The 24232-nt window shown below is 42.0% G+C and carries 19 protein-coding genes; 11 read left to right on the top strand and 8 right to left on the bottom strand.

What is annotated here, in order from left to right; translation table 11 throughout:
* Positions 1 to 75 precede the first annotated feature (75 nt).
* Positions 76 to 1713 (bottom strand): chaperonin GroEL, encoded by a 1638-nt coding sequence (gene groL / locus AC04NP_RS08990; RefSeq protein ID WP_482859272.1) that lies wholly within the window; start codon positions 1711 to 1713, stop codon positions 76 to 78.
* A 51-nt stretch (positions 1714 to 1764) separates the two neighbouring features.
* Positions 1765 to 2043 carry a co-chaperone GroES gene (locus AC04NP_RS08985; protein ID WP_482859270.1) on the bottom strand — a complete coding sequence of 93 codons (279 nt, stop codon included), beginning with the start codon at positions 2041 to 2043 and terminating at the stop codon, positions 1765 to 1767.
* Between the two features lie 320 nt (positions 2044 to 2363).
* On the opposite strand from AC04NP_RS08985, the gene AC04NP_RS08980 reads away from it, so the two are divergent.
* Positions 2364 to 3083 (top strand): hypothetical protein, encoded by a 720-nt coding sequence (locus AC04NP_RS08980; RefSeq protein WP_482859268.1) that lies wholly within the window; start codon positions 2364 to 2366, stop codon positions 3081 to 3083.
* A gap of 45 nt (positions 3084 to 3128) precedes the next feature.
* Here AC04NP_RS08980 and AC04NP_RS08975 read toward each other — a convergent pair whose 3' ends face one another.
* On the bottom strand, positions 3129 to 5291 hold the full coding sequence (locus AC04NP_RS08975) for a glutamine synthetase III family protein (RefSeq protein WP_482859266.1): 2163 nt from the start codon (positions 5289 to 5291) through the stop codon (positions 3129 to 3131).
* A 148-nt stretch (positions 5292 to 5439) separates the two neighbouring features.
* On the opposite strand from AC04NP_RS08975, the gene AC04NP_RS08970 reads away from it, so the two are divergent.
* The 3 genes from AC04NP_RS08970 (at position 5440) to AC04NP_RS08960 (ending at position 8738) form a co-directional block, all read left to right on the top strand.
* Entirely contained in the window at positions 5440 to 6099 is a 660-nt protein-coding gene (locus AC04NP_RS08970; protein WP_482859265.1) for an HAD-IA family hydrolase, read from the top strand.
* Positions 6100 to 6166: 67 nt separating this feature from the next.
* Positions 6167 to 7483: a tRNA (N(6)-L-threonylcarbamoyladenosine(37)-C(2))-methylthiotransferase MtaB gene (gene mtaB / locus AC04NP_RS08965; protein ID WP_482859264.1), complete on the top strand. Its 1317-nt coding sequence runs from the start codon at positions 6167 to 6169 to the stop codon at positions 7481 to 7483.
* Positions 7484 to 7724: 241 nt separating this feature from the next.
* A complete protein-coding gene (locus AC04NP_RS08960; RefSeq protein ID WP_482859263.1) occupies positions 7725 to 8738 on the top strand; it encodes a hypothetical protein in 1014 nt (337 codons plus the stop codon).
* Between the two features lie 265 nt (positions 8739 to 9003).
* On the opposite strand, the gene AC04NP_RS08955 is transcribed toward AC04NP_RS08960, so the two are convergent.
* From AC04NP_RS08955 to AC04NP_RS08945, 3 genes are all read right to left on the bottom strand, one after another.
* Positions 9004 to 9639: a gluconate 2-dehydrogenase subunit 3 family protein gene (locus tag AC04NP_RS08955; RefSeq protein ID WP_482859262.1), complete on the bottom strand. Its 636-nt coding sequence runs from the start codon at positions 9637 to 9639 to the stop codon at positions 9004 to 9006.
* A gap of 12 nt (positions 9640 to 9651) precedes the next feature.
* Entirely contained in the window at positions 9652 to 11376 is a 1725-nt protein-coding gene (locus AC04NP_RS08950; protein ID WP_482859261.1) for a GMC oxidoreductase, read from the bottom strand.
* 628 nt (positions 11377 to 12004) lie between these two features.
* The gene (locus AC04NP_RS08945; RefSeq protein WP_482859260.1) at positions 12005 to 12496 is read right to left on the bottom strand and encodes a Spy/CpxP family protein refolding chaperone; all 492 of its coding nucleotides are present in this window, start codon (positions 12494 to 12496) and stop codon (positions 12005 to 12007) included.
* A 213-nt stretch (positions 12497 to 12709) separates the two neighbouring features.
* On the opposite strand from AC04NP_RS08945, the gene AC04NP_RS08940 reads away from it, so the two are divergent.
* Positions 12710 to 14341, top strand: coding sequence for a M1 family metallopeptidase (locus AC04NP_RS08940; protein WP_482859259.1), 1632 nt, complete (start codon positions 12710 to 12712; stop codon positions 14339 to 14341).
* Positions 14342 to 14360: 19 nt separating this feature from the next.
* Here AC04NP_RS08940 and AC04NP_RS08935 read toward each other — a convergent pair whose 3' ends face one another.
* Positions 14361 to 14843: a Fur family transcriptional regulator gene (locus AC04NP_RS08935; RefSeq protein ID WP_482859257.1), complete on the bottom strand. Its 483-nt coding sequence runs from the start codon at positions 14841 to 14843 to the stop codon at positions 14361 to 14363.
* 462 nt (positions 14844 to 15305) lie between these two features.
* Between AC04NP_RS08935 and AC04NP_RS08930 the strand changes: the two genes are divergently transcribed.
* From AC04NP_RS08930 to AC04NP_RS08905, 6 genes are all read left to right on the top strand, one after another.
* Complete coding sequence (locus AC04NP_RS08930; RefSeq protein ID WP_482859256.1) at positions 15306 to 15581, top strand: hypothetical protein; 276 nt, start codon at positions 15306 to 15308, stop codon at positions 15579 to 15581.
* A gap of 692 nt (positions 15582 to 16273) precedes the next feature.
* Complete coding sequence (locus AC04NP_RS08925; protein WP_482859254.1) at positions 16274 to 17146, top strand: AraC family transcriptional regulator; 873 nt, start codon at positions 16274 to 16276, stop codon at positions 17144 to 17146.
* Positions 17147 to 17300: 154 nt separating this feature from the next.
* Positions 17301 to 19628: a glycoside hydrolase family 95 protein gene (locus tag AC04NP_RS08920; protein WP_482859253.1), complete on the top strand. Its 2328-nt coding sequence runs from the start codon at positions 17301 to 17303 to the stop codon at positions 19626 to 19628.
* 86 nt (positions 19629 to 19714) lie between these two features.
* Positions 19715 to 20467 (top strand): SDR family NAD(P)-dependent oxidoreductase, encoded by a 753-nt coding sequence (locus tag AC04NP_RS08915; protein ID WP_482859251.1) that lies wholly within the window; start codon positions 19715 to 19717, stop codon positions 20465 to 20467.
* An 82-nt stretch (positions 20468 to 20549) separates the two neighbouring features.
* Entirely contained in the window at positions 20550 to 21713 is a 1164-nt protein-coding gene (locus AC04NP_RS08910) for an alpha-hydroxy acid oxidase (RefSeq protein WP_482859250.1), read from the top strand.
* Between the two features lie 303 nt (positions 21714 to 22016).
* On the top strand, positions 22017 to 22640 hold the full coding sequence (locus AC04NP_RS08905) for an RNA polymerase sigma factor (RefSeq protein ID WP_482859248.1): 624 nt from the start codon (positions 22017 to 22019) through the stop codon (positions 22638 to 22640).
* 76 nt (positions 22641 to 22716) lie between these two features.
* Here the strand turns inward: AC04NP_RS08905 and AC04NP_RS08900 are convergent, their stop codons facing one another.
* Positions 22717 to 24231, bottom strand: a complete 1515-nt coding sequence (locus tag AC04NP_RS08900; protein ID WP_482859247.1) for a TolC family protein — start codon at positions 24229 to 24231, stop codon at positions 22717 to 22719.
* Position 24232 lies beyond the last annotated feature (1 nt).

The raw sequence follows: 24232 nt of genomic DNA, 5'->3' as shown, positions 1-24232 counted from the left end.
TTAAACGGATAGAAATTTAAAAAGACCGCATGGTTACCATACGGTCTTTTTTATTTTTATAGACGGAGATAAAGATTACATCATACCACCCATGCCACCGCCACCCATAGGAGGCATAGCAGGCGCTGCTTTTTCATCTTCCGGCTCTTCAGCGACAACACATTCTGTGGTCAGCAACAAGGAGGCAATTGACGCTGCGTTTTCCAGGGCCAGCCTGGTAACTTTTGTAGGATCGATAACGCCGGCACCGAACATATTTTCGAAACCGTTGGTTCTGGCATTGTATCCGAAATCATCTTTGCCTTCTCTTACTTTCTGAACTATCACAGAGCCTTCACCACCGGCATTTTCAACGATAGTTCTCAGGGGAGCTTCCAGGGCAATTCTTACGATGTTAACTCCTGTAGCCTGATCCTCATTCTCTGTTTTTACTTTATCGAGGGATTCCACGGTTCTGATGAAAGCAACACCACCACCGGCGATGATACCTTCCTCAACCGCAGCCCTGGTAGCGTGTAAAGCATCGTCTACCCTGTCTTTCTTCTCTTTCATTTCTACCTCGGTAGCGGCTCCTACATAAAGAATGGCAACGCCACCTGACAATTTGGCGAGTCTTTCCTGCAGCTTTTCTTTATCATAGTCAGAAGTTGTATTTTCAACTTGCTGTTTGATTTGGTTGATCCTCGCCTGTATGTCTTTCTTATCACCGGCTCCGTTAACAACAGTAGTGTTGTCTTTGTCAATGTTCACCTTCTCAGCAGTACCGAGATAATCGATGGTAGCACTTTCCAGTTTGTAACCTCTTTCTTCAGAAATAACGGTACCACCGGTCAGGATAGCGATATCTTCCAGCATAGCCTTTCTCCTGTCACCGAATCCCGGTGCTTTCACAGCAGCAATTTTCAATGAACCCCTGATTTTATTCACCACCAGGGTAGCCAAAGCTTCTCCATCTACGTCCTCGGAGATGATCAACAAAGGCTTACTTGTTTGAGCTACTGCTTCGAGAATAGGGAGCAACTCCTTCATAGCAGATATTTTTTTGTCGTAAATTAAAATATACGGACTTTCTAATTCTGCTTCCATTTTTTCGGTATTGGTGACGAAGTAAGGAGAAAGATAACCCCTGTCAAACTGCATACCTTCCACAGTTTTCACTTCGGTTTCAGTACCTTTTGCTTCTTCCACTGTAATCACCCCGTCTTTTCCGACTTTATTCATAGAATCGGCGATCATTTTACCGACCTCGGTATCGTTGTTGGCTGAAATACTGGCAACCTGCTCGATTTCGTTGGAGTTGGAAATAGTTTTTGATTGGTTTTTAAGTTCTTTAACAACCGCTGCTACTGCCGCGTCGATACCTCTTTTTAAGTCCATTGGATTGGCACCGGCAGCTACGTTTTTAATACCGTTATTAAAAATAGATTGTGCCAATACCGTAGCGGTAGTGGTTCCATCACCAGCATCATCGGCAGTTTTGGAAGCTACTTCTTTTACTAACTGAGCACCCATATTTTCGATGGCATCTTTTAATTCAATTTCTTTTGCCACTGAAACACCATCTTTGGTGATGGTCGGTGCGCCGAATTTTTTATCGATGATGACATTTCTTCCCTTGGGGCCGAGCGTCACTTTTACAGCTTCAGCAAGTTTATCGACTCCTTTTTTAAGACCATCCCTTGCTGTGGTATCGAATTTAATATCTTTAGCCATTTTTAAATCTTTTTAAAGTTTGAATTTTGATTTTACTTAGTAAGGTTAAAACTAGACAATTCCTAAGATATCTGATTCTTTCATAATGAGAAATTCTTTGCCTTCGATGATGATTTCCTGACCGGCGAATTTACGATAAAGTACGTTGTCGCCCACTTTTACATTAAACGGCTCATCTTTTTTACCAGTACCTATAGCAACGATTTCACCTTTTTGAGGTTTTTCTTGAGCAGTATCGGGAATGATAATTCCGGAAGCTGTTTTTTCTTCTGCTGCGGCCGGCTCGACAAGCACTCTATCCGCTAATGGTTTAAAGTTTAATTTTGACATTGTTTATAAGTTATTTTTAATGTTTAACATTTAATAAACTCTGAATTCAGCGTAGCATTTCCCGTGCCATCTTAAATATGACAAGTCATGTTGCCATATTGCCGTCAAAATTACAGTATTTTTCTTACATCATCATAAAAGTTGCCAATTGTGACTGACATAATTACTGCATATTCTTTATTATTGTCATAAACAGCTTGTTGATTTTTAGGTAAGTATACATTTGACTTACCCTGAAAAATTAACTACTTTAAACAATCATGTGGAAATAATTTTCCTGATAACAGTCGTTATTTGTATAAAATCAACTTTTTTTGGATATGGAGTTACTGGAACAAAACTGGTTGACAAAAGGATTAATGGACTTTGAATACAAGAAATATATTCTTTTGGCATACCTGCAGAAAGTAAAGCAAAACTTCAATGATTTGAAATTGTATCCCTTTTTATCTGATCTGGCATTTCATCATAAAAACCTGATGCAATTGAAATCGAATAAATCCCTTATCTATCAGAATTTTCCGAAAGAAATCACCAAGGCGGAATTTAAAAAACTGAAGATCCATTACAAGAAACTGGTCGAAGATGATCAGTTAATGGCGCTTATAGAGCAAATTCTGACCTTTGCCATGCCTAAAATGGAAGGTTTAATAGAAGAAGGAAAAGACATATATGAAAATGTGGAAGAAAATGTGTCTATTGAGTCAGTCGGAATAACGCCGTTATATAACCAGGAAGGCTATTTTTTTCTTAACCAAACCTTTGAAGAAGAGACCAAGATTTTTCAATACCAAATTACGGTATTCGAGAGTGCCAACGAAAAATACAGGGGTATAAATACGATTTTCATCAAAGACGTCAGAAATAAAATTGGAAAGACATTTGAACAGATAAAGCTTGAACTGGTCAAAGACCGGCAGGATTTTCCCAATCCGGCTACATTCCTGATTAACGTAGATATTTCATGCCCCCTTGAGGAGACAGTTATGCCTATTGCCAAGCGGCTTTTGGTAAAACATCTGAGTTTGGAGGCTGCTTAAAGGCAGCCTCCCGGTATACGGTTTTATTTCGAAATCAATAAAATCTTATCTCAAAAACAATAGCTCACGGTATTTAACCAGTGGCCAGTCTTCATCGTCTACATAAAGTTCGAGCTTATCTACAGACCTGCGAATGCTGTTAAAGTGTTTTTCTTTCACTTCATCACAATAGGCGGCTGCCTTTTTGGCAGTATCTTCTATTTTATTGGCCTTTTTTCTTGCTTCAATCATTTCCAGCACACCTTCCCTCACAGTATCTATATGTTGTGAAACTTTTTTGATGTTTTTTATGATGGAGGAATTGTCTATTCCCAGCCCCTTCAGGCCATTGGCATTGTCGATTAACTTGCTTTGATAGGCAATGGCGGTAGGAATGATATGGTTAAGTGCCAGATCACCCATTACCCGTGACTCGATTTGTATCTTCATGATATAGTTTTCCAGCATCGTTTCTTTCCGGGCTTCCAGTTCGACTTCAGACAGCACCTTATGCTTGGCAAACAATTCTTTTGTTTTTTTCGATGTATATGCTTCCAGGGCCCGGGGGGTGTCTTTTAAATTGGAAAGTTTGCGTTTTTCAGCTTCTTTAACCCACGCCTCGGAATAACCATCCCCCTCAAACCGGATATCCTTGGACTCTTTTACATATTTTCTCAAAACTTCCACGATGGCAATCTTTTTTTCCTTGCCGCTGTCGATCAGTTGATCCACCTCTTTGGCAAATTGCTTCAACTGATCGGCTACAATCAGATTCAGTGCAGTCATAGGATTGGCTACGTTGGTATCTGACCCCACGGCCCTGAACTCAAACTTATTGCCTGTAAAAGCAAACGGTGAAGTTCTGTTTCTGTCAGTATTGTCCAGAATTATTTCAGGTATTTTGTCAATTCCCAGTTTCATGTACATATTATCGCCTTTTTCAACTTTCACATTGCCACTTTTTTCAAACTCATCCAAAACGCTGGAAAGTTGCTGTCCGATGAAAATAGAAATGATAGCCGGAGGGGCCTCATTGGCCCCGAGGCGGTAGTCATTTCCTGCGGAGGCAATACTGGCACGTAACAGGTCTGCGTGGTCATGGACGGCTTTCATGGTGTTGACAAAAAAAGTAAGAAACTGAAGGTTTTCACGCGCGCTGCTGCTGGGGGCAAATAAATTCACGCCGGTATTGGTAATCAGTGACCAGTTATTGTGCTTGCCGCTGCCATTAAGCCCTGCAAAAGGCTTTTCGTGAAATAATACTTTTAATTGGTGCCTTTCAGCCACTTTTTGCATGACATCCATCAGCAACTGATTGTGGTCTGTTGCTTTGTTGAGATCTTCAAACAAAGGTGCTACTTCAAACTGGCTGGGCGCCACTTCATTGTGCCTGGTACTTACAGGAATACCTAATTTGAGGGCTTCTACCTCAAAATCCTTGATAAAAGTATAAATTCTGGGAGGGATAGAGCCGAAATAGTGATCGTCCAATTGCTGACCGCGGGCAGGGTTATGCCCGAATACCGTTCTTCCTGCCATCACCAAATCAGGCCGGCAGGCGTAAAGCGCCTTATCGACCACAAAGTATTCCTGCTCACAACCCAATGAAGCGTTAACCCTCGCAACATTCCTGTCGAAGTATTTACAAACATAGGTGGCGGCCTTGTCTACCGCTTCTATTGCCTTCAATAACGGGGCTTTGTAATCAAGTGCTTCACCGGTATAACTTACAAAAACAGTAGGTATACACAAGGTGTCGTTCCAGACAAAAATCGGTGAACTCGGATCCCATGCGGTGTATCCCCGGGCTTCAAAAGTACTTCTGATACCGCCACTGGGGAATGACGAAGCGTCAGGTTCCTGTTGTACCAGGGCGCTGCCTTTGAATTTTTCCAGTGAAGTGGAAGCATCGAAAAATGTATCATGTTTTTCTGCGGTGGCACCTGTAAGTGGCTGGAACCAGTGGGTATAATGGGTGATTCCCTTGGGGATTGCCCAGTTTTTGACTGCTGAGGCTACAGCATCAGCGGTTGCTTCATCGATTTTTTTACCATTCTGAATGGCGTATTCCACTTTTTTGTAGGTTTCAGGCGCCAGGTTTTCCCTCATTTTGGCCAAATCAAAGGAATGCTGCGCGAAATAATCCGAGATTTTGTCAGACGGTATGTTGACATTGATCTTACTTCTTTTTTGAACTTCCTCTAAAGCCTTAAATCTTAACTTTGCCATTGAATAAACTGTTTATCTACGATTTTATTGACGATGTAAAAGATAAAATAATCATACCGACTAATTAATATTTCAAATTATATTTTCCAAATTGTGTAATGAAATTTTTAAAAATCAATGTGTAAACGCGCTAAACTTTACCCTGACCTTGCAACCGGTTAAAACACTTATCTTTGACTTTGACGGCACCATTGCCGATAGTATTTCCACTGGTCTCGAGATTGCCAACAGCCTGGCCGATGAGTTTAAGTACAAGAAGGTGGACAAATCAGCATTGCCGCATTACCGGGGGTTGAGCAGCCGGGAAATAATCAGGGAACTGGGTATTTCATATTTCAGGTTACCCTTTCTGGTCAGGCGTCTCAGAAAAGCCATGAGGGAAAGACTTGGTGAGTTGCTCCCATTTGACGGGATACAGGAAGAATTGAGCCTCCTGAAGAAAAAGGGATTCAACATGGGTATCCTCACTTCAAACTCAAAGGAAAATGTGACACAATTCCTGACTAATAATGAGTGGGAGCAGTATTTCCGGTTTGTAGACTCCGGGGTGAAGCTGTTTCAAAAGTCAAAAGCCATCAAGTCCATCCTGAAAAAGCAGGGATTGAACAAAAGCCAGGTGATGCTCATAGGTGATGAAAGCCGCGATATCGAGGCGGCACGTAAATGCGGCATCGTTATCACTGCCGTAAGCTGGGGTTTCCACACCAGGGATCTCCTTAAATCCTGTAACCCCGATTTTTTGATTGACAACCCTTCGGAAATCAGCGTGGTCCTGGAGTCAGTCAATTCCGGAAGGGGAATGAATTAAAAGTATTGGCCATTGAGTCCGGAAAAAATATTTGATTAAATTTGTGGCTTGACAGGAATAATTCAAGATGAAGAAAGTTGCCTTTTATACGTTAGGTTGTAAACTGAACTTTTCAGAGACTTCGACCATTGCACGTATGTGTGAGAAGAAGGGATATCAAAAAGTGGATTTCACGGATAAGCCTGATATCTTCATAATCAATACCTGTTCGGTAACCGACAATGCAGACAGGAAGTGCAGAAAAGTGGTCAGGGAGGCGCTTAAAGTCTCCCCAAAGGCCTATATTGCTATTATTGGGTGTTATGCCCAGCTAAAACCCAGGGAGATATCGGAAATACCGGGGGTAGATGCGGTCTTAGGCGCAGCGGAGAAGTTTCAACTGATTGACCTGCTTGATGGTTTTGTCAAAAAAGACCGACCCCAGGTTTTGGCTTCTGAAATTGCAGCGGCTACCGGCTTTTACCATGCCTATTCTGCCCAAGACCGCACGAGGACTTTTCTCAAGGTACAGGACGGGTGCAATTACTCGTGCACTTTTTGTACGATTCCATTGGCCAGGGGCAAAAGCCGGAGTGATAGTATCGATAGTATTGTGGCGTCCGCAAAGGAGATCACAAAAACGGAGGTAAAGGAAATTGTATTGACGGGGGTGAATATCGGGGATTTTGGCTGGCAAAATGGTAAAAAGCAGGAATCCTTCCCGGAGCTGGTGAGGGCCCTGGATCAGGTGGAAGGTCTTGAAAGAATCCGGATTTCATCGATCGAACCGAATCTGTTGAAAGATGAGATTATTGAACTTGTGGCCAATTCCCGACGATTTGTGCCCCATTTTCATATTCCCTTACAATCCGGATCAAACAAAATCCTTAAATCCATGAAAAGGCGTTACCTGCGCGAACTTTATCAGGACCGGGTTGCCAGCATAAAATCCCTGATGCCGCATTGTTGTATTGGCGTGGATGTTATTGTTGGTTTTCCGGGTGAAACTGAGGAAGACTTTCTGGAAACCTATCATTTTTTAAATGAACTGGAGATTTCCTATTTACATGTATTCACCTATTCGGAGCGAACCAATACGGAAGCTGCCAGAATGACGCAAATAGTGCCTGGGGCTGTCAGGCATCACAGATCGAGCATGTTGAGAAGTCTTTCGGAAAAAAAGAGGAGAAGGTTTTATGAAGATAACCTTGGGCGACAAGCTACTGTGCTTTTTGAAGATGATATAGAGGGCGGAATGATGCACGGATTCACCGAAAACTATATTCGTGTCACGGCTAAATATGACCCATTACTCATTAATTCGTTAAAAAAAGTGAATTTGGCGAACGTTAATGCCAAAGGTTATGTTGAGGTATCGGAATTAACAGAGGAAATTATGGTATGACCCGTATTTTTGAAAATTTTATAACGCTATACAAATAATTTGCACGATTATTGATATAGTTTAAATCATGCTTCATTTTGCGGGTGATTTACTGGTCGTTTGTAATAAAAATGGCAAAAATGAATGGAAAAAATAAGAATTAATGCACATCTTTGTTATTCGTAACAAACTCTGCACTTAAATTTATTCGATGAAGTAATAATTACTAAGGTTGATTTTTATTTATTCAAGTTACTTCTAAATGAAACAAAAACTATCACTTATCTGTTTTGTGGTATTCTCCTTTACCCAGTGTCCGTGTTTTGCTTCACTGATTAACAACGATGATGATCCGGGTGATAAGGCTGCGAAAAAGAAAAAAGCGGCAGATAACGGGATAGACCTGATGTTTCCAAGAGCTAAGTTTTTTGAATTAACCTACCGTAACTATCCTTATGCAAATGCCAACCCCAGCGGGGAATCTAATTTAGATGAAGAGGGGGAAGGCCACGTAATAAAAACCAGCCTGCGTTTTCCCATGATCTTATCCTCCGGATTTAAGTTAATCGGACAGGTTGGATACCAGCACGAAAGGGTTCATATCCCGGAAGAGGCCGGTGATTTTGGGAACGTAGCTTTTCAAAAGCTGGGCTTTACACTGATTGGAGAAAAGAAACTGAAAAACGATAAATTTCTATTAGGCGTTGTTTCCGGCTCAAGCCGCTCTGAAAAAACCAGCTTCAAAAACATGCCCTCCCCCAATAGTTTTGGGGCCAGTGTGGTGGTCGGTAAGGAATATGGGGATTACAACAAATTAGGATTTGGCATTGCCTCCGGTGTAAACTTGGGAAGATTTTCAGCAAGTCCTGTGGTAGCTTTTAGCAAAAGAATTGACCAAAGAAACTTTATCGATGCCCTGCTACCGAGAAGTATTACTTATCGTCACCTGATGTCTAATAAATTCTATTTTTACAGTGCTATAGAGGCTAATAATTTTAACTACAGTTTTGCAGACAGAATTTATCAGGAAGTCAGTGATCTGGAAATCAGAAGAACCGAGCTTTCTTTTAATGTTGGCCTCGAGCGGGAAATCCATGATTGGCTGTGGATGTCTTTCGAAATGGGTTTAACCCAACCTTTGCAGAATGTTATCCTTGAACAGGGCGAACGTTCCAGAAATTATTTAAGCTCGTTTAACGATCATATTCAACCGGTGATCTCCCTTTCAGTATTTGCCGTAATCCCACAGAAATTGGCAAATAGACTTCGCAGATAATTTATTTTCAGGAATTTTTGTTAGATGTTTGGTCAATTGTCTGACCTTGGGGAACTTGTGGTGTACTTTTTTTAACCACAGAGGCACAAAGACACAAAGGGACACAGCGGTTTTCGCTGATAAAATAAAAATACAGGCACATGTTTGCGTTGTGTAATAGCCGCGGGACGCTTGCGCCATGCTTTAAAACCGAATGTACAACCTGTCAATATGCCCCCTAAAACCCCGCAACCTGTAAAACTTCAAACCCTGAACCCGGAACCAACTACCCATCATAACTAACCCCCAACTTATCCAACCATTCCTGAGGTGCGCCATTCCAGACTGAAGGGCGGTTACCCATATATTGGAGATCTTCGATGCCAATTTTGCTGGTGAAGAAGCCGGTAGCTACAAAGTCCCGGAATTGATTGAAGAAGTTGACACCCTGGGAGAACTTTGGGGCGGCGGTATCGGGATAGGCGATATCGTCGACTATGGCCAATTGTTCAGGTTCCGTACAATTGATGAATACTTTATTGTACCTTTTTGTGGCCTGGACATTGATCCATTTCAGGCCTCCTCGCATGGCCGTTTGGTGTTCGGGTTGGTCAAGCATCATGAATTCGATAAATTTGGGAACCCCGGCGGCTTCGGCATTGCCTGATTTATCATCTTCGGGAATGATAATATTGGCCAGAACTCGTACGGTTTCCCGCTCTTCCTCAGTAAAAAACGTTTGCTCAAGTAAAGCAAGGTCTTCCTTTGACAGGTTTTTAAACGCCTCACTTTGATCGACAGTGTGGCCATGATGAGACAAATCGTCTCCTTTTTCTGTCGGGGTACAGCCAACAGCCGTACCTGCGGCAATGGAAGCCAGGGTAATGTATTTTAAAGAATCTCTTCTTGAAATCTGTGACATGACAATACTTTTTTAAAGGTTTTGTTTTTTCATTTCATCGATAATAAATTCCGAGGTACGCATAGACAGAGCCAGGATGGTCCAGGTCGGGTTTTTGTCGGCCTGGGAAACAAAGGGGGCGCCGTCTACTACAAAAAGGTTTTTCACCTCGTGAGCCTGGCAGAATTTATTCAGGGGTGCGGTTTTGGGATCATTTCCCATTCTGGCTACTCCTAATTCATGTATAATCCTGCCCGGAGTCAGAATACCATAGTCATCTTCCTTGCCTGGTTTAGGCCAAAGCGGGATGGCGTTCATCGCCCCGAACATTTCCTCGAAGGTATCATGCATGTGCTTCACCTGATTGATTTCATGTTCACTCCATTTGTAATGAAATTTAAGTACGGGAATACCATATTTATCCACTACCACGGGGTCGATTTCACAGTAGTTCTCTTTGAAGGCTACTGCCTCACCACGGCCGGCGAATCCTACGACCGAGCCGTACAGCCGTCGATAATCTTCTTTCAACTGCTTACCATAGCCACCGCCACTGGGCCTGGGTTTGCCGTCTACCACCCCGAGTATTTTGTTGACTTTATGAATGCTACCCATGAATCCGTAACTCGGCATATGTCGTCCGCCCCAGATTTCAATATGGTAACCCCTGGGAAAATCAAGTTTTTTGTCATTTAGCCACCAGGGAACATATACATGCATACCACCCGTTCCATCTTCGTTATGCGGAATGCCGTCAATCAGGTCCGGTACGATCGCTGCCATGTCGGTGCCTGTACTATCCAATAAATATTTGCCCACTACATCGCTGGAATTTGCAAGCCCGTTGGGGTGTCTGTCAGAAACCGAGTTTAACATCAACCTTGCCGACTCACAGGCACCGGCGGCCAAAATCACAATTTTGGCATTTACCTGGTATTCCAGGCCATCCAGCGTGTTGACGTATGATACACCCGTCGCCAATCCCTCACTGTCGGTCAGCACCTCCCTGGCCATGGCATGTAATATCAGATCCAGGTTGCCGGTTTTATGCGCGGGTGGCAACAGTACTGAAGGGGTAGAAAAATTTGAGTGGGTAGAACATCCCCTTCCGCATTGGGAGCAGTAGTGGCATGCTGCCCTGCCATTCAGTGGTTGTGTTAAAATCGACAAGCGTGACGGGATAACAGGGATTCCCAGTTTGTCACCAGCCCTTTTAACCAATAATTCGTAACCTCTGGGTTTGGGAGGTGGCATGAAGATACCATCAGGTTCATTCAAGATCCCCTCTTTGGTGCCAAAAATACCTACGAGTTTATCCACTTTATCGTAATAAGGTTTTATATCATCATAGCCGATTGGCCAATCGTCACCCAGTCCATCCAGGCTTCTTCTTTTAAAATCCAGCGGGCCGAATCGTAATGAAATGCGCCCCCAATGGTTAGTACGACCACCCAGCATCCTGGCCCTGAACCAGTCGAACTGCGTACCTTTCGATACCGTATAAGGTTCACCCTCAATTTCCCAACCACCATAACAGGCATCGAATTCTCCAAAGGGACGGTGTGTCGGGGCCCCACGCCTGGGAGATTGATAAGGCCATTTAAACATGTCTCCTTTGGCCGAATCATAATCGGGTCCTGCTTCCAGCAATGCCACTTTGGCACCGGCCTCAGTTAAAACCTTGGCAGCCATACCACCGCCGGCTCCTGAACCAACGATACATACGTCATACTGTTTTGCGTTTTCTTTTATTTGCATAGAATTTCTACTTATTTCTTCCGATCAAGATAATTATATCCTTATAAACGGCAAAGGGGATTGGTAACCAATTGGCCAGGTATATGAAAAAAGCTGTCAAAAGTCTCTACTCTTATCCCTTTGAAGGGTTGAGTTTGGCTTTTGACAGCGCTTTCAGCAGGTCGGATAACGTCTAATTACTTAACTATTTTGTCAAACTCCCGGGGCGGTTGCAGGTGACTTAAACATGATCTTTCGTAAAACCATTGTTCAATTTCACATTTTTATAATGATTTTCAGCCCAATCTTCACCTTTGATATGACCATCCCAATCTGCCGGAATATATTTGCGGAAAGCCGGAACCTTAATTTCATGAACAGTTTGCTATGCCATCTTCATTAGCAAGAGGGCTGTTACCCCAAAGTCCAATACCGCCGACAGGAATTGATCTACCCGTTTGGTTTGTGGGTTGATATACAGTACATATGCGCAATAAATGGCAAAATGTCAGATGAGATGATTTAGATGGATGGTCTGCCTCCTTACAAAAAGCCGACATAAAAAAATGCCCCTCAACCGGAATAAATCCGTCCAAGGGGCCACTCAGGATACATCTATTTTATTTACTTAATGCCTTTTTATCGTTTATTACATGCTGCCATGTCTTCTGTGTTTAACATGACGCGAACCATGCCTTTGTGAGTCGAAAAATAGTCTTTGCTCCTCATTAAGAAGGTTCCGGACCTGCTGCCTGGTCATTTCACGGTTTTTCATCAGTTGGGTTTGTAAACTGCCGATATCTTCCACCACTTTATTGATTTCATTCAAGTCTGCTTTCTCGGTGGTACGAAGTGTGTTAAGCCGTGCCCTTTTTTCATGCACCTCATTCCTGACGGGAAGCGCTTCTTTCTGTGCTTGCAGTCTTATTTTTTTGATTTGCTCTTTTTGCTGATCTGTAAGTCCCAGAATGTTAAATATTCGGAATTCACCATCACCGGATCCCCTGTGGCTGCGCCAGTGTTTTCGGGGCCCCTGCCTGCTTTCGTTTTCCTGATCTTCCTGTGCCATTGCGTTCAAGCTAACGGCGCTAAACAGCAGTGATAATACCAATGCGACGTATTTTAAATTTTGAGTTTTCATACTATACGTTTTAACTGTGAATACTTGTTTCCTGTTTTGATGTCATTGGTTATAAAAACTTGCGCAGCTTGTGTTTTTTTTGAAAAAATTTAGGATAGTAGTTGGAGATACCCGGTCGTTTGAGTGCTAATATGGCTTTGAGCCATACTATGACTGGCTAAGGAAAATATTTGATATATTACGGATATTTTTACACAAAATTTGAATTTTTAGATGAAACATCTTACCACCCTGCTATTTTCGGCTTTAGTCGTTTTTCAGACATTCTCTCAGAACACAGATTTTACAAGACAAGATACCTTACGGGGAAGCATCACGCCGGAGCGGGCGTGGTGGGATCTGACCTATTATCACCTGGACATTAAAGTAGATCCTGCGGAAAAGACCATCCATGGAACCAACACGGTTCATTACAAGGTATTAAAAAGTGGCGACCTGTTGCAGATTGACCTTCAGTCTCCTTTACAGCTCACGAAGGCCATACAAAATGGCAAAGCGCTGGAGATTATACATGATGGTAATGCCCATTTTATCCAATTGGCAGCGTCACAGGTGGTAGGTGCCGTTAAATCGATTGAATTACACTATGGGGGTGCACCGAAGGTGGCGGTCAGACCGCCCTGGGATGGGGGAATTACGTGGAGGCAGGATAAACGCGGATTGCCTTTTGTAGCTTCTTCCTGTCAGGGAATCGGAGCAAGTGTATGGTGGCCGTGTAAGGATCACATGTACGATGAACCGGATAGTATGTTGATCAGCGTCAACGTTCCGGCCAACTTGATCAATGTCTCTAATGGCAGGCTGAGAAAAGTCGAAACCCTTAGTGATAACACCAAAACATTTCATTGGTATGTGTCTAATCCTATTAATAACTATGGCGTCAATATCAATATAGGAGACTATGTACATTTTGGCGAAAAGTATTCAGGTGAAAAGGGCGAATTGGATATCGACTATTATGTATTGCGCGATAATCTCAAAAAAGCCCGGAAGCAATTTGCTGAAGTGCCGCGGATGTTAAAGGCATTTGAGCATTGGTTCGGTCCCTATCCTTTTTATGAAGATAGTTACAAATTGGTTGAAGCCCCCTATCTTGGGATGGAGCACCAAAGTTCCGTAACCTATGGAAATGACTATCGAAATGGTTACAGGGGAGAGGACCTGAGCCAAACGGGGTGGGGTTTGAAATTTGACTTTATCATTGTGCATGAGTCAGGGCATGAGTGGTTTGCCAATAATATTACCTATAAAGACATCGCCGATATGTGGATTCACGAAAGTTTTACCAATTATTCGGAAAACCTGTTCGTCGAATATTATTATGGTAAGCAGGCCGGGGCGGATTATGTCATTGGTACGAGAAAAAGAATTCAAAATGACAGGCCTATAATTGGCGTGTACCATGTCAATCATGCAGGATCATCAGATATGTATTATAAAGGGGGCAATATCTTGCACACACTAAGACAAATTGTAAATAATGACAAAAAGTGGAGGCAAATTTTGAGGGGGTTAAATGAGCAGTTTTATCACCAGACAGTGACAACGCAACAAATTGAAGCCTATCTCAGCCAGCAGATAGGAAGGCCGCTCGATGGCTTTTTTGACCAATACCTTAGAACCACCCAAACCCCGATACTGGAGTATTTTGTAAAGGATGGCCAGTTGTTTGCGCGATGGAGTAATGTTGTCGGGAACTTTGCAATGCCGGTGAAGGTATGGATTGATGAGCAAGAAAAATGGATCAGCCCGTCTACCCAATGGTCGACTGTAGCGGCAGTATCTAATGATCCGGAAATAGCACCGGACCGGAATTTCTACATCGGCAGTATGAGATGTTATTGATCCAACAGCCAAAGCCCTGTTAAGTTTTCACCGTTTTTAGTTGTTTTTCGGGCTGTTTTTCTTTTGCATTATTGCAATAGCCGTAAAAATACAGGGTATGACTTACTACAGTAAAGTCAAAAGTCTCTTCCACCAATTTTTGAATGGCCTGTATCCGTGGATCACAAAATTCAAAAATTTGATTTGTTTTTGTACAAATCACATGATCGTGCTGCCGGTAAGCATAAGATTTTTCGTACAAAGAAAGATTCTGACCAAATTGATGCCTGGTTACCAGGCTGCAATCCAGTAACAGATCCAGGGTATTATACACAGTTGCCCTGCTCACCCGGTAATTTTTGTTTTTCATGTTTACATACAATGATTCCACATCAAAATGCCCGTCATTGCTGTATATTTCTTCCAAAATAGCATACCGTTCCGGTGTCTTACGCAATCCTTTCGTACCTAGATATTGTGTAAATTTCTCTTTTATATCCGCATAATTAGGAGGTAAAGCCATATCCTTAAAGATTTAGTTCCAAATTAGTCATCGAGTTATTCACTAACTTTCCAGTGTGAAATTAAATAATTGCCACAGTAGAACCAAGGCTATTTAGAACTATTACAAATAATTATGAATTATAGCCATTCAATTGAATACCCGGAGAAAATAAAAAATGTTGTAAACATAATTTTTATATTTACGTTGATCTTATGGAGGTAAGAAACACGTCACATTAAACACTAAGTGGTTTTGAAAATTTGTTGTGTCACTTGCATTTTGTGAATTTATTTAAAACCCTTTGGAAACCGGGAAGTAATATTTTCAAAATGTTTTTCGCCTTTTATGTTAAAAACTCGTTCAAGGATAGTAAATTAACAGGCTGATTACTGCGCAGAAATTGATACTTCAAATGACATGTATTATATTGCCTACAACTTCAAGTAATTATTAAGGATTAATGAATAAAATTTATTGACAATGATCACCCTGCACAAAACGGTACAATTTTTAGGCCTGAAATTATCACAGGAACAACTCTCTAAACTGGGTCATCAGATAGTAGCTTTTGCCAAGGAGAAAGACATTCGATACCAGAAGGTGGATGAAACACAGGGTAGCAGAACCTACAAGGTAAATGCCTATCCACAATTTATGCGGGATGACATCCAGCAGATAGTAAAAAAATTTGCTGAGGAAAACGGCATCAGGGTTAAGAGAAAGCGAGCCAGAATAAAGCGGATAGAGAAAGTTTAAACCCTGGGATATTTTCGGGATTTGGGATTTTCCCTCATATGTCTTAGCTAATGACAAGAGGTAAGTGATAGCGCCTTAACAGGTTTACTATAGATTTTTTTGTCATCGGCGGCATTTTTTCAATTTGTCATATACTCGATAACTAGCTCTAATAAGCGCAGAATTTGTCATGCTGTCACTTGTTATTGGACAGGCTAGGTGTTTTAAGTATGCTATCAGGCATTTATTTAAACAAAAACTACCATTCTTAGTAGTCTGCAAGGGCTACAAATGGCCAATGGTAGCTCACTATCGTATTGTAGTTGACTATGAAGTGATCACAAGAATCGGAAGCTGACCGGTATAAGTTCGTAATCAACGTTCATGCGAGCCGCACTGCAAGCGATCCGGTCAATTCTTCTTTCACTTTAAATACCTCCGATTTTGATCATGAAAAGCAATAAACATATTTTTTCCCGGTTTATTGCAGGGTTGTTTTTCTGATGTTGTGTGTTGAATCCCCGATCTTGCCGGAAGTCAGACCCGGTGCATGTATTGCCGTATATTACTATTACCGGCTGAACATAAAATTCTTCAGGGCCAAATCCGGATAGATAAAAAAATAGTGTTAGATTTTTATCGACAAGCCTATGGAATCCGATAGTTTGTTTGCATAATTATATAAACCGGAATTTAATTGGCAAATTTACTATATGAAACCTAAGTTTATTGATCGAAGCACGCATCTGTATAAGTCTATTAATGTAGAAGAACATTGTTACCCCCATTTTTTAAAAGTCTGGCACTATCATGCTGAGATAGAATTAGTCTCTATAGTCGCCAGTTCGGGGACCAGGTTTATCGGAGACAGTATTAAAAAGTTCCAACCGGATGATTTGATTTTGATTGGTGAGCATGTACCCCACCTTTGGTTGAACGACCATGCATACTTCAGGAAGTCTTCCACCTTAGAAGCCCGGGCACTGGTAGTGCATTTCGACCGTAACTTTGCCGGTACTGATTTTTTTCAGATACCTGAGATGAAATCTGTGAACGATTTACTGGTAAGAGCAAGTTATGGTATTGAATTTCAGGGATCTATAAAAACAAAAATCAGGCAAAGGCTTCATAAGATGCTTGAAATGGATAACTTTCAAAGGGTGATGGAGTTAATTAACATACTGAAGTCATTAAGTGCTGCAGATACGTGCCAACCCCTTTGTAGTCCCGGTTTTGTCAATGCCTTCGGAAAAGGGGAGAATAAAAGGATGGATATTGTTTATGAATACATCATCGATAACTTCAAGGAAGAAATATCCCTGGACAAAATCGCATCGCTGACCAATATGAATAAATCATCATTTTGCCGTTATTTTCGAAAGGTACATAATAAAACATTAACCCTGTATATCAATGAATTTCGTATTGGCTACGCTTGTAAACTATTGCTGGAACGGCAGTTTAATATTTCGGAAATATGCTTCGAAAGCGGCTTTAAAAATATCTCAAACTTCAACAGGCAATTCAAAGAAATCATGGGTTTGTCTCCTTCCGGCTATAGGAATAAGTATGCCGCAATTGTTTGATGGCGGCTGTTCACCTTATCCGAAGTGTTGCGCTTTATCGACAGCCTATGCCACTTAGGCAAATCTAATACTATCATACGCGAATTAGGAGGAAGTAATTTTTCTACATTTTTAATACATTAGTGAGATATTTTTTTCATACAAGCGCTTTACTATGAAAAAGACTTTAACCTTCATTTGCATTTTTTGTTTTTTGCTTGTCATTACCGGCAGCACTTTCGCCACACCTGCTGACAGCCTTAAGTTATGGTTTAAGCGTCCGGCTGCCAACTGGAACGAAGCGCTTCCGGTAGGCAATGGCAGATGGGGCGCTATGGCATTTGGCGGAGTTGGGCAGGAGCGTCTTCAGCTTAATGAGGAGAGCATCTGGAGTAAAAGTGATGAATACCGGGACAAAAAGGGGGGACACAAGCATGTGGATCGGATAAGAAGCCTTCTGTTTCAGGGCAAATACCAGGAAGCTGAAAAAATGGCAGTTGAAAAACTTATGAGTGAGAGACTCCCATCCGGCACCAATACTTATCAGACCCTTGGTGATCTTTATATGGACTTCGAAGGCATCGATCATTATACCGATTATCGCAGGGAGCTCAATCTTTATGACGCCACTGTGCTGACGCGGTTTAAGACCGGGGAAGCATGGCACACCAGGGAGGTTTTTTCAACAGCCGTTGATCAGGCAATCGTTATGCGGGCCACTGCCAGTCAACCGGGCCAGATTACCTGCAGCCTTGAGCTTACCCGTCCCGGAGAAGGAGAAGTGGTAAAGGTTGCAGGTAGGATGCTGTTGATGACACATCACCTTAGTGATGGAAAAGGGGTGAAGTTTGAAACCAGGGTTACCGTCTTTACCGAGGGAGGAACGGTAAGTGTTGAAAACAAAAAGCTGGTGGTGAATAATGCCAATAGTATGGAAATTAGGTTGGTGGCCGGCACGGACTATTTTGGAGGAAATCCGGAACAACTTTGTGATGAGTATCAAAGCCATTCGAATGGCAGGCAATATGAAGAAATCCTTAAAGATCATATTACCGACTACCAGCGATATTTTAACCGCGTTGATTTGGAATTGCCGGTGTCCGAGGCTGTTGGATTTGCCACCGATGAAAGGATCGACGCACAAAAAAGGGGCGTTTACGACCCGTCCTTGACAGCACTTTATTTTCAATTTGGCCGCTACTTGCTCATAAGTAGTTCACGCCCGGGCACATTGCCCTCAAATCTCCAGGGAATCTGGGCAGACGGCCTGAATCCACCATGGAATTCGGATTACCATATCAATATCAACATCCAGATGAATTACTGGCCATCTGAGCTTACCAATTTGTCGGAGTTGCACATTCCTTTTCTCGAGTTTATTGGAAGGCTCAGGGAAAATGGCAGAAAAAGCGCCAGGGAAATTTATGGCGCCAGAGGATTTACAGCCCATCATACCACCGATGTTTGGCATTTTACTACTTCCTTCGGCAAGCCACAATATGGATTATGGCCTATGGGGGCTGCCTGGGCGGCCACCCATATTTGGGAGCATCATCTTTTTACCGAAGACCTGGATTTTCTCAGATCCTATGGATACCCGGTAATGCGCGAAGCGGCACTTTTCCTGTCGGACTTTCTTGTTAAACACCCTGAAACCGGAAAGCTTGTAACAGGTCCTTCCATGTCTCCGGAAAATGTATTTATCGCCCCCGATGGCCAACGGTCGTCAGTAACAAAGGGGCCGGCTATGGACCTGCAGATCGTCCGTCATCTTTTTAACGGTTGTATTAAAGCTGCTGAAATATTAAACACAGACGCAACATTTCGCAAAAAACTTCAATCTCAGCTCGACAATTTAACCCCGGCCATGATTGGTCATGATGGCCGTATACTCGAGTGGTCAGATGAGCGGTTACAGGAGGCTTTACCAGGTCACAGGCATATCTCTCATCTTTATGGACTTTATCCTTCCAATGAGTACAATTGGAATAACAGCCCGGAATACATGAAGGCTGCTGAAAAGGTACTGAAGTACAGATTGGCACATGGCGGTGGCCATACGGGCTGGAGCCGCGCATGGATGTTAAATTTCTATGCCCGTTTAATGGACGGTGAGAAAGTATGGGAGAACCTCAATGCGCTTTGGGCAAAATCGACACTCCCCAATATGTTCGATAACCACCCGCCATTTCAAATTGACGGGAATTATGGTGCCACGGCAGCCATTGCAGAAATGCTGTTACAATCACACGCAGGGGAAGTGCATCTGTTACCGGCCCTTCCCGGCGCTTTGCCTTCCGGAAAAATTACAGGTCTGATGGCCAGAGGGGGTTTTGAAGTGAACATAACCTGGGAAAACGGAAGGCTGAAAGATAGCAGGATCGTCTCACGACTGGGAAATCCGGTAAAGGTACGTTACGGTGCCAAAGTGGTGACCTATGAACTTGCCAAAGGCGATGCCATATTTCTTGATGCCAACTTGAGAAAACTTCAAGCTGATTAGTGTGGCTTTTTGGTTATATACAAGGCAGAAAACCGGTAGCGCATTTTTGTGGCTACATTGAAGTAATAACACAATTATGATTAAAAATGTATGGAATAAAAGATAAAGTGGCTCTTGTAACCGGTGGTACCAGCGGTATTGGGCGAGGCATTGTGCAGGCGCTGAGCAACGAAGGAGCCCGGTTGATAATTAATGGCAGGGATTCGGAAAAAGGGCACAAACTGATGAATGAATTGTCCGGTCAGGCACATTTTGTGGCAGGTGATGTCAAAAACGCTGAAACTAATTTTCAACTGGTGGAAGAGGCGCTGGCCCACTATGGTGCATTGAACATGATGGTGCTTTCGGCAGGGCAGCTTGGGATAGGGAAAATTGACACGTTGGCGATTGAGGATTGGCATGACACAATGGCGACTAATCTCCATGCGGTATTTTACCTGCTGAAATATGGTATTCCTGCGATGCAAAAGCACGGTGGGGGCAGTATTGTAATTATAGGTTCGATCGCAGCATTTCACGGTTTTCCCAATCACCCTGCCTACACTGCCTCCAAAGGGGCCTTACCGGCATTGGTCAGGCAAGTTGCGTTGGATTATGGACCGGAAATAAGAATTAATCTCATTTGTCCGGCCCAGGTAAAAACACCACTGCTGGATAGTTCGGTACAAGCCTTTGAGAATCCCACTGAAATTTTAGCGCAAACAGCGCAAAGGTTACCGCTCAAGAGACTGGGTACACCAGAGGATATTGCCAATGCCGTATTGTATCTGCTAAGTGATACTGCCTCCTGGGTAACAGGAAGCTATTTTATCATCGACGGCGGATTTCTGGCTACTTGATAGCTGGCTATGGGTCTGAAAAATTAAATCTCAATGAAAAGAATTGTAACAAGGCAATCAATATATTTTGCTACTTTTAGTTATGAGTAAACAAAAAAGCAATCCGTTAATAGATACAAGGTATCCTTCCGTGAATGATTTGAAAAAAAAAGCTTCAAAGCGAATCCCGAAATTTGCTTTTGAATACCTGATCGGAGGGGCCAACGAAGAGATCAACCTCGCCAGAAACAAATCCGATATACAGGAGATAACATTGATGCCTGAGTACCTGAAAGCGTTTGATTCTTGCAAGACCGATACAAAGTTGTTTGACCATGAATATGATGCCCCGTTTGGTATTTCGCCTATCGGCTTGCAAGGATTGATATGGCCTAATTCCCCTGAAATATTGGCGAAAGCAGCCGCAGAACATAACATACCTTTTATTTTGAGCACAGTCACCACCACTAGTATTGAACGCATCGGAGATATCACAGGAGGAAAATTCTGGTTTCAACTTTACCATCCGGCTGAAGACAAAGTAAGAGACGATGTGTTGCTCAGGGCAGAAAGGGCCGGCTGCCAGGTATTGGTAGCCCTGGCTGATACACCGAGTTTTGGTATCCGCTACAAAGATGTTCGAAACGGGCTTGCCATGCCGCCAAAAATGTCGTTAAGAAATATTCTTCAAATCATAGCCAAGCCTGTTTGGGCCATGCAAACCCTTTACTACGGACAACCCAATTTTGCCACGCTTAAACCTTATATGCCTAAGCACCTAAACCTTCGTCAATTAGGCAAATTTATGAATGACACCTTCGATGGAAGACTCAGTGAGCAAAAGATAAAAGCATTGCGGGATCTCTGGAAAGGTAAGCTGGTGATTAAAGGTATTGTCAACGAACATGATATGGAAAAAGCGATAGCCTGTGGCGCTGATGGCATCATCGTATCCAATCACGGAGGGAGGCAATTAGATGCGGGAGAGTCCACCATTAAGCCATTAAAACGCCTGGCGGATAAGTATGGCGATAAAATTACAATAATGATGGATGGCGGTATCAGATCAGGCCCCGATATCGCCCGATGCCTGGCCAGCGGTGCCAGGCTGACCTTTATGGGAAGGCCGTTCATGTATGGCACGGGCGCATTAGGTACCCAAGGAGGGCACCAGGTCATTAATCTTTTTAAAACACAATTTAAACAGGTGATGGAACAGCTCGGGTGTGAAAATGTGAAGGATTTGCCCGATCATCTGATACCTTAAATTAAAAGGGGATATTACCGAGGTTGAAAAAAACAGCGAATACAACCTGAATTTAACATTAAACAATGGCTTGTTACCTCATGGGTTCCTGTAGGTTTTATTCCGACAAAAGATTCTGCATGTTGGATTTAGCTGGCAAATAACAAATGCAAAACGACTATTATCTTATGCAAAAAATGTAGGAGATATTGATGTTTTTTTTTGCAAATTTTCAATAACTTTTAAATAGTAACAGGATACAAAATGAATGTATCCAAGGAAAGAGTAGGGAAATTGGTAGTTAAGCCCTAATGCTGTTAATTTATGAGAATGTTGTACCCGGATAAAGTAAAGTCCTTAGATGATCTTTCCGATCTGGAATTATGGGGTTTGTTAAAGCAGGGAAACCGGGCTGCTTTTCAAACTATTTACAGGAGATATCTTAAAGATCTTTTTAATTTTGGATGTCATCTTTTACCTGAAAGAAGTATAGTTAAAGACTGTTTGCATGATCTGTTTTTAGACATATGGATTCGTAGATCTCATTTAGGTGACGTTCGCCATATAAAGTACTACCTGTTTAAGTCCTTGACTAGAAGAATGTTGGACCAGTTAGCAAAGAGAAAAAAGAATCTATCGTTGGACGAATTTCCTGAACATATTCCTTATAAGATAGCTCTTCCATTTGAGCAAAGGCTGATAGATCAGCAAGATTATTCTATGAAAAGCAAGAAATTAAGTCAGGCCATTGAGAAATTATCGGATAGGCAAAATCAGGTAATCAATTTATTGTTCTACCAGGGGTTTTCCTATGAAGAAGTTTCCAATATTATGAATATTAACCTTCGTTCGGTTTATACCCTGGCTTGGAAGGCTATGAAGGTATTGCGCAAAGAATTAAAACAGTTTATCAGTTTTGTTTTATGGTTGTTTGTTTCCGGTCTCTGATTTGGATAACCGTCGAAGTTACTACAGTTGAATGGCTTTAATTGATGATTTTTTTATCAATCTTGGTAAAGATTTACTAATTGAATTCCAATCTGTTTATTTGATTCGACATCATGTCTACAAGGTTGGTTTCAGAATAAAAATCATATAATGTAAGGCTTCTGATTTGATAATACAACCTCCAGAATGATTCCAGTTCAACCATATAATTTTTTCGGGTATTATCCCTTTTTTGCTGTTGAATAACCAGTTCGTTTACATTGATCAGGCCTTCGATAAATCTATCTTTACTAATTTCATAGGCTTGTTTCGCTACAGAAGCTGCTTCTCTGGAATTCTGCAGTATTTCTGATTTAAGGTTAAACTCCAGGATTGTCATGATGATCTCTTGTTCCAGTTCAATTTCTTTTTGTTTGATAGAAATAAGTGTTGTTTCCATTTCGCGTTGGGCAAGTTTATATTTGCCCTTTGCCAAACCCCAGTCAACAATTGGAAAGTAAATGCTAACATTAAGTCTCTCCTGTTCAAGTGGATTGCGATAAGCTTTTCTTAAACTGTTCCCTCTTTGATTCAACCCCAAGCTTGCATCAAGATTCGCACTGAACCTGTTATCTTTTTTTGTTTTTTCTACATCACTTTCTGCCTGGTATACACTCTCTTTAAAGTCCAGGAAATCAGGGTTGTTTTTTTGGGCAACTGACAAGGCTTTTTCCGGAGAAATAAATATCTCCGGAATTTCCAAAGATAAACCAGCAGAAATGATTTTGGGAGGTTCAATATTCAGGTAGCTTTTCAGCCGGGCGGCAGCTCTCATGTAATTATTGTTAGCCTGGGTAAAAGCTGTCTTATTGTTGAGGAATTCGAGTTTGAGATTTAGTAATTCGGATTCTTTGATTGCGGTAATAGCGAAGCGTTTTTCCCCGATCCTGTATAAAGTATCGGCATTGTTCATATTGGTCTTTGCAATTTGCATATCCAATTCAGCGTTTGCCAAATCAAAAAAATAGCTTAATGCTGTAAGCGCGATTTGTTCGGCAAATTGGACATAGTTTAATTTTGCTTTCTCATACCTCAGAGGTTCCAATATTTTATCCCATTTAAACGGGTTATAGGCAAAAAGTGGTTGTCTGAGCCCAATTCTTATTTGAGTAGCTGAAAATTGTGTATTTTCGAGATCTCCGAAATTCACTAATCGTCCTACATCAGAGTCCAGGTTTAAGCTGCCTCCTGAAAATGGCAGATTCTGAGTCATGGACAACTGAAGGTAGGAGTTCAGATTTTGCGTTTCGAAATACCTAAAACTATTGTCAGTAATATCGAATTGCTGTGATATGTTTCTGTTAAAAGTGAAAGGAAGGGTATTAAGACCAATAGCCGGTAATTTGGCAGCTTGATAGTTTTTGTACTGCCAATAAGATGCAATCAGGTTATTTTCCATAATAAATGCTTCCAATGAACTATCTTGCGCTATAGAGATAGCTTCTTGCAGTGATAATGATAATGTATCTTTTTTCACCTGTCCGAACGAAATACACTGGGAAGAAAGCGATAATATGGCAAGCAAACCTATTTTTGAGTAATATGCGGACATG

The organism is Agaribacillus sp. DX54 (assembly GCF_056858335.1).
Note: the sequence above shows the minus strand (reverse complement) of the source record. Positions and strands in the feature narration are given on the sequence as shown.

Excerpts from the sequence above, each read along its gene's own strand:
- groL (WP_482859272.1), bottom strand. The coding sequence starts at position 1,713 with ATGGCTAAAGATATTAAATTCGATACCACAGCAAGGGATGGTCTTAAA.
- AC04NP_RS08985 (WP_482859270.1), bottom strand. The coding sequence starts at position 2,043 with ATGTCAAAATTAAACTTTAAACCATTAGCGGATAGAGTGCTTGTCGAG.
- AC04NP_RS08980 (WP_482859268.1), top strand. The coding sequence starts at position 2,364 with ATGGAGTTACTGGAACAAAACTGGTTGACAAAAGGATTAATGGACTTT.
- AC04NP_RS08975 (WP_482859266.1), bottom strand. The coding sequence starts at position 5,291 with ATGGCAAAGTTAAGATTTAAGGCTTTAGAGGAAGTTCAAAAAAGAAGT.
- mtaB (WP_482859264.1), top strand. The coding sequence starts at position 6,167 with ATGAAGAAAGTTGCCTTTTATACGTTAGGTTGTAAACTGAACTTTTCA.
- AC04NP_RS08960 (WP_482859263.1), top strand. The coding sequence starts at position 7,725 with ATGAAACAAAAACTATCACTTATCTGTTTTGTGGTATTCTCCTTTACC.
- AC04NP_RS08955 (WP_482859262.1), bottom strand. The coding sequence starts at position 9,639 with ATGTCACAGATTTCAAGAAGAGATTCTTTAAAATACATTACCCTGGCT.
- AC04NP_RS08950 (WP_482859261.1), bottom strand. The coding sequence starts at position 11,376 with ATGCAAATAAAAGAAAACGCAAAACAGTATGACGTATGTATCGTTGGT.
- AC04NP_RS08945 (WP_482859260.1), bottom strand. The coding sequence starts at position 12,496 with ATGAAAACTCAAAATTTAAAATACGTCGCATTGGTATTATCACTGCTG.
- AC04NP_RS08940 (WP_482859259.1), top strand. The coding sequence starts at position 12,710 with ATGAAACATCTTACCACCCTGCTATTTTCGGCTTTAGTCGTTTTTCAG.
- AC04NP_RS08935 (WP_482859257.1), bottom strand. The coding sequence starts at position 14,843 with ATGGCTTTACCTCCTAATTATGCGGATATAAAAGAGAAATTTACACAA.
- AC04NP_RS08930 (WP_482859256.1), top strand. The coding sequence starts at position 15,306 with ATGATCACCCTGCACAAAACGGTACAATTTTTAGGCCTGAAATTATCA.
- AC04NP_RS08925 (WP_482859254.1), top strand. The coding sequence starts at position 16,274 with ATGAAACCTAAGTTTATTGATCGAAGCACGCATCTGTATAAGTCTATT.
- AC04NP_RS08920 (WP_482859253.1), top strand. The coding sequence starts at position 17,301 with ATGAAAAAGACTTTAACCTTCATTTGCATTTTTTGTTTTTTGCTTGTC.
- AC04NP_RS08915 (WP_482859251.1), top strand. The coding sequence starts at position 19,715 with ATGTATGGAATAAAAGATAAAGTGGCTCTTGTAACCGGTGGTACCAGC.
- AC04NP_RS08910 (WP_482859250.1), top strand. The coding sequence starts at position 20,550 with ATGAGTAAACAAAAAAGCAATCCGTTAATAGATACAAGGTATCCTTCC.
- AC04NP_RS08905 (WP_482859248.1), top strand. The coding sequence starts at position 22,017 with ATGAGAATGTTGTACCCGGATAAAGTAAAGTCCTTAGATGATCTTTCC.
- AC04NP_RS08900 (WP_482859247.1), bottom strand. The coding sequence starts at position 24,231 with ATGTCCGCATATTACTCAAAAATAGGTTTGCTTGCCATATTATCGCTT.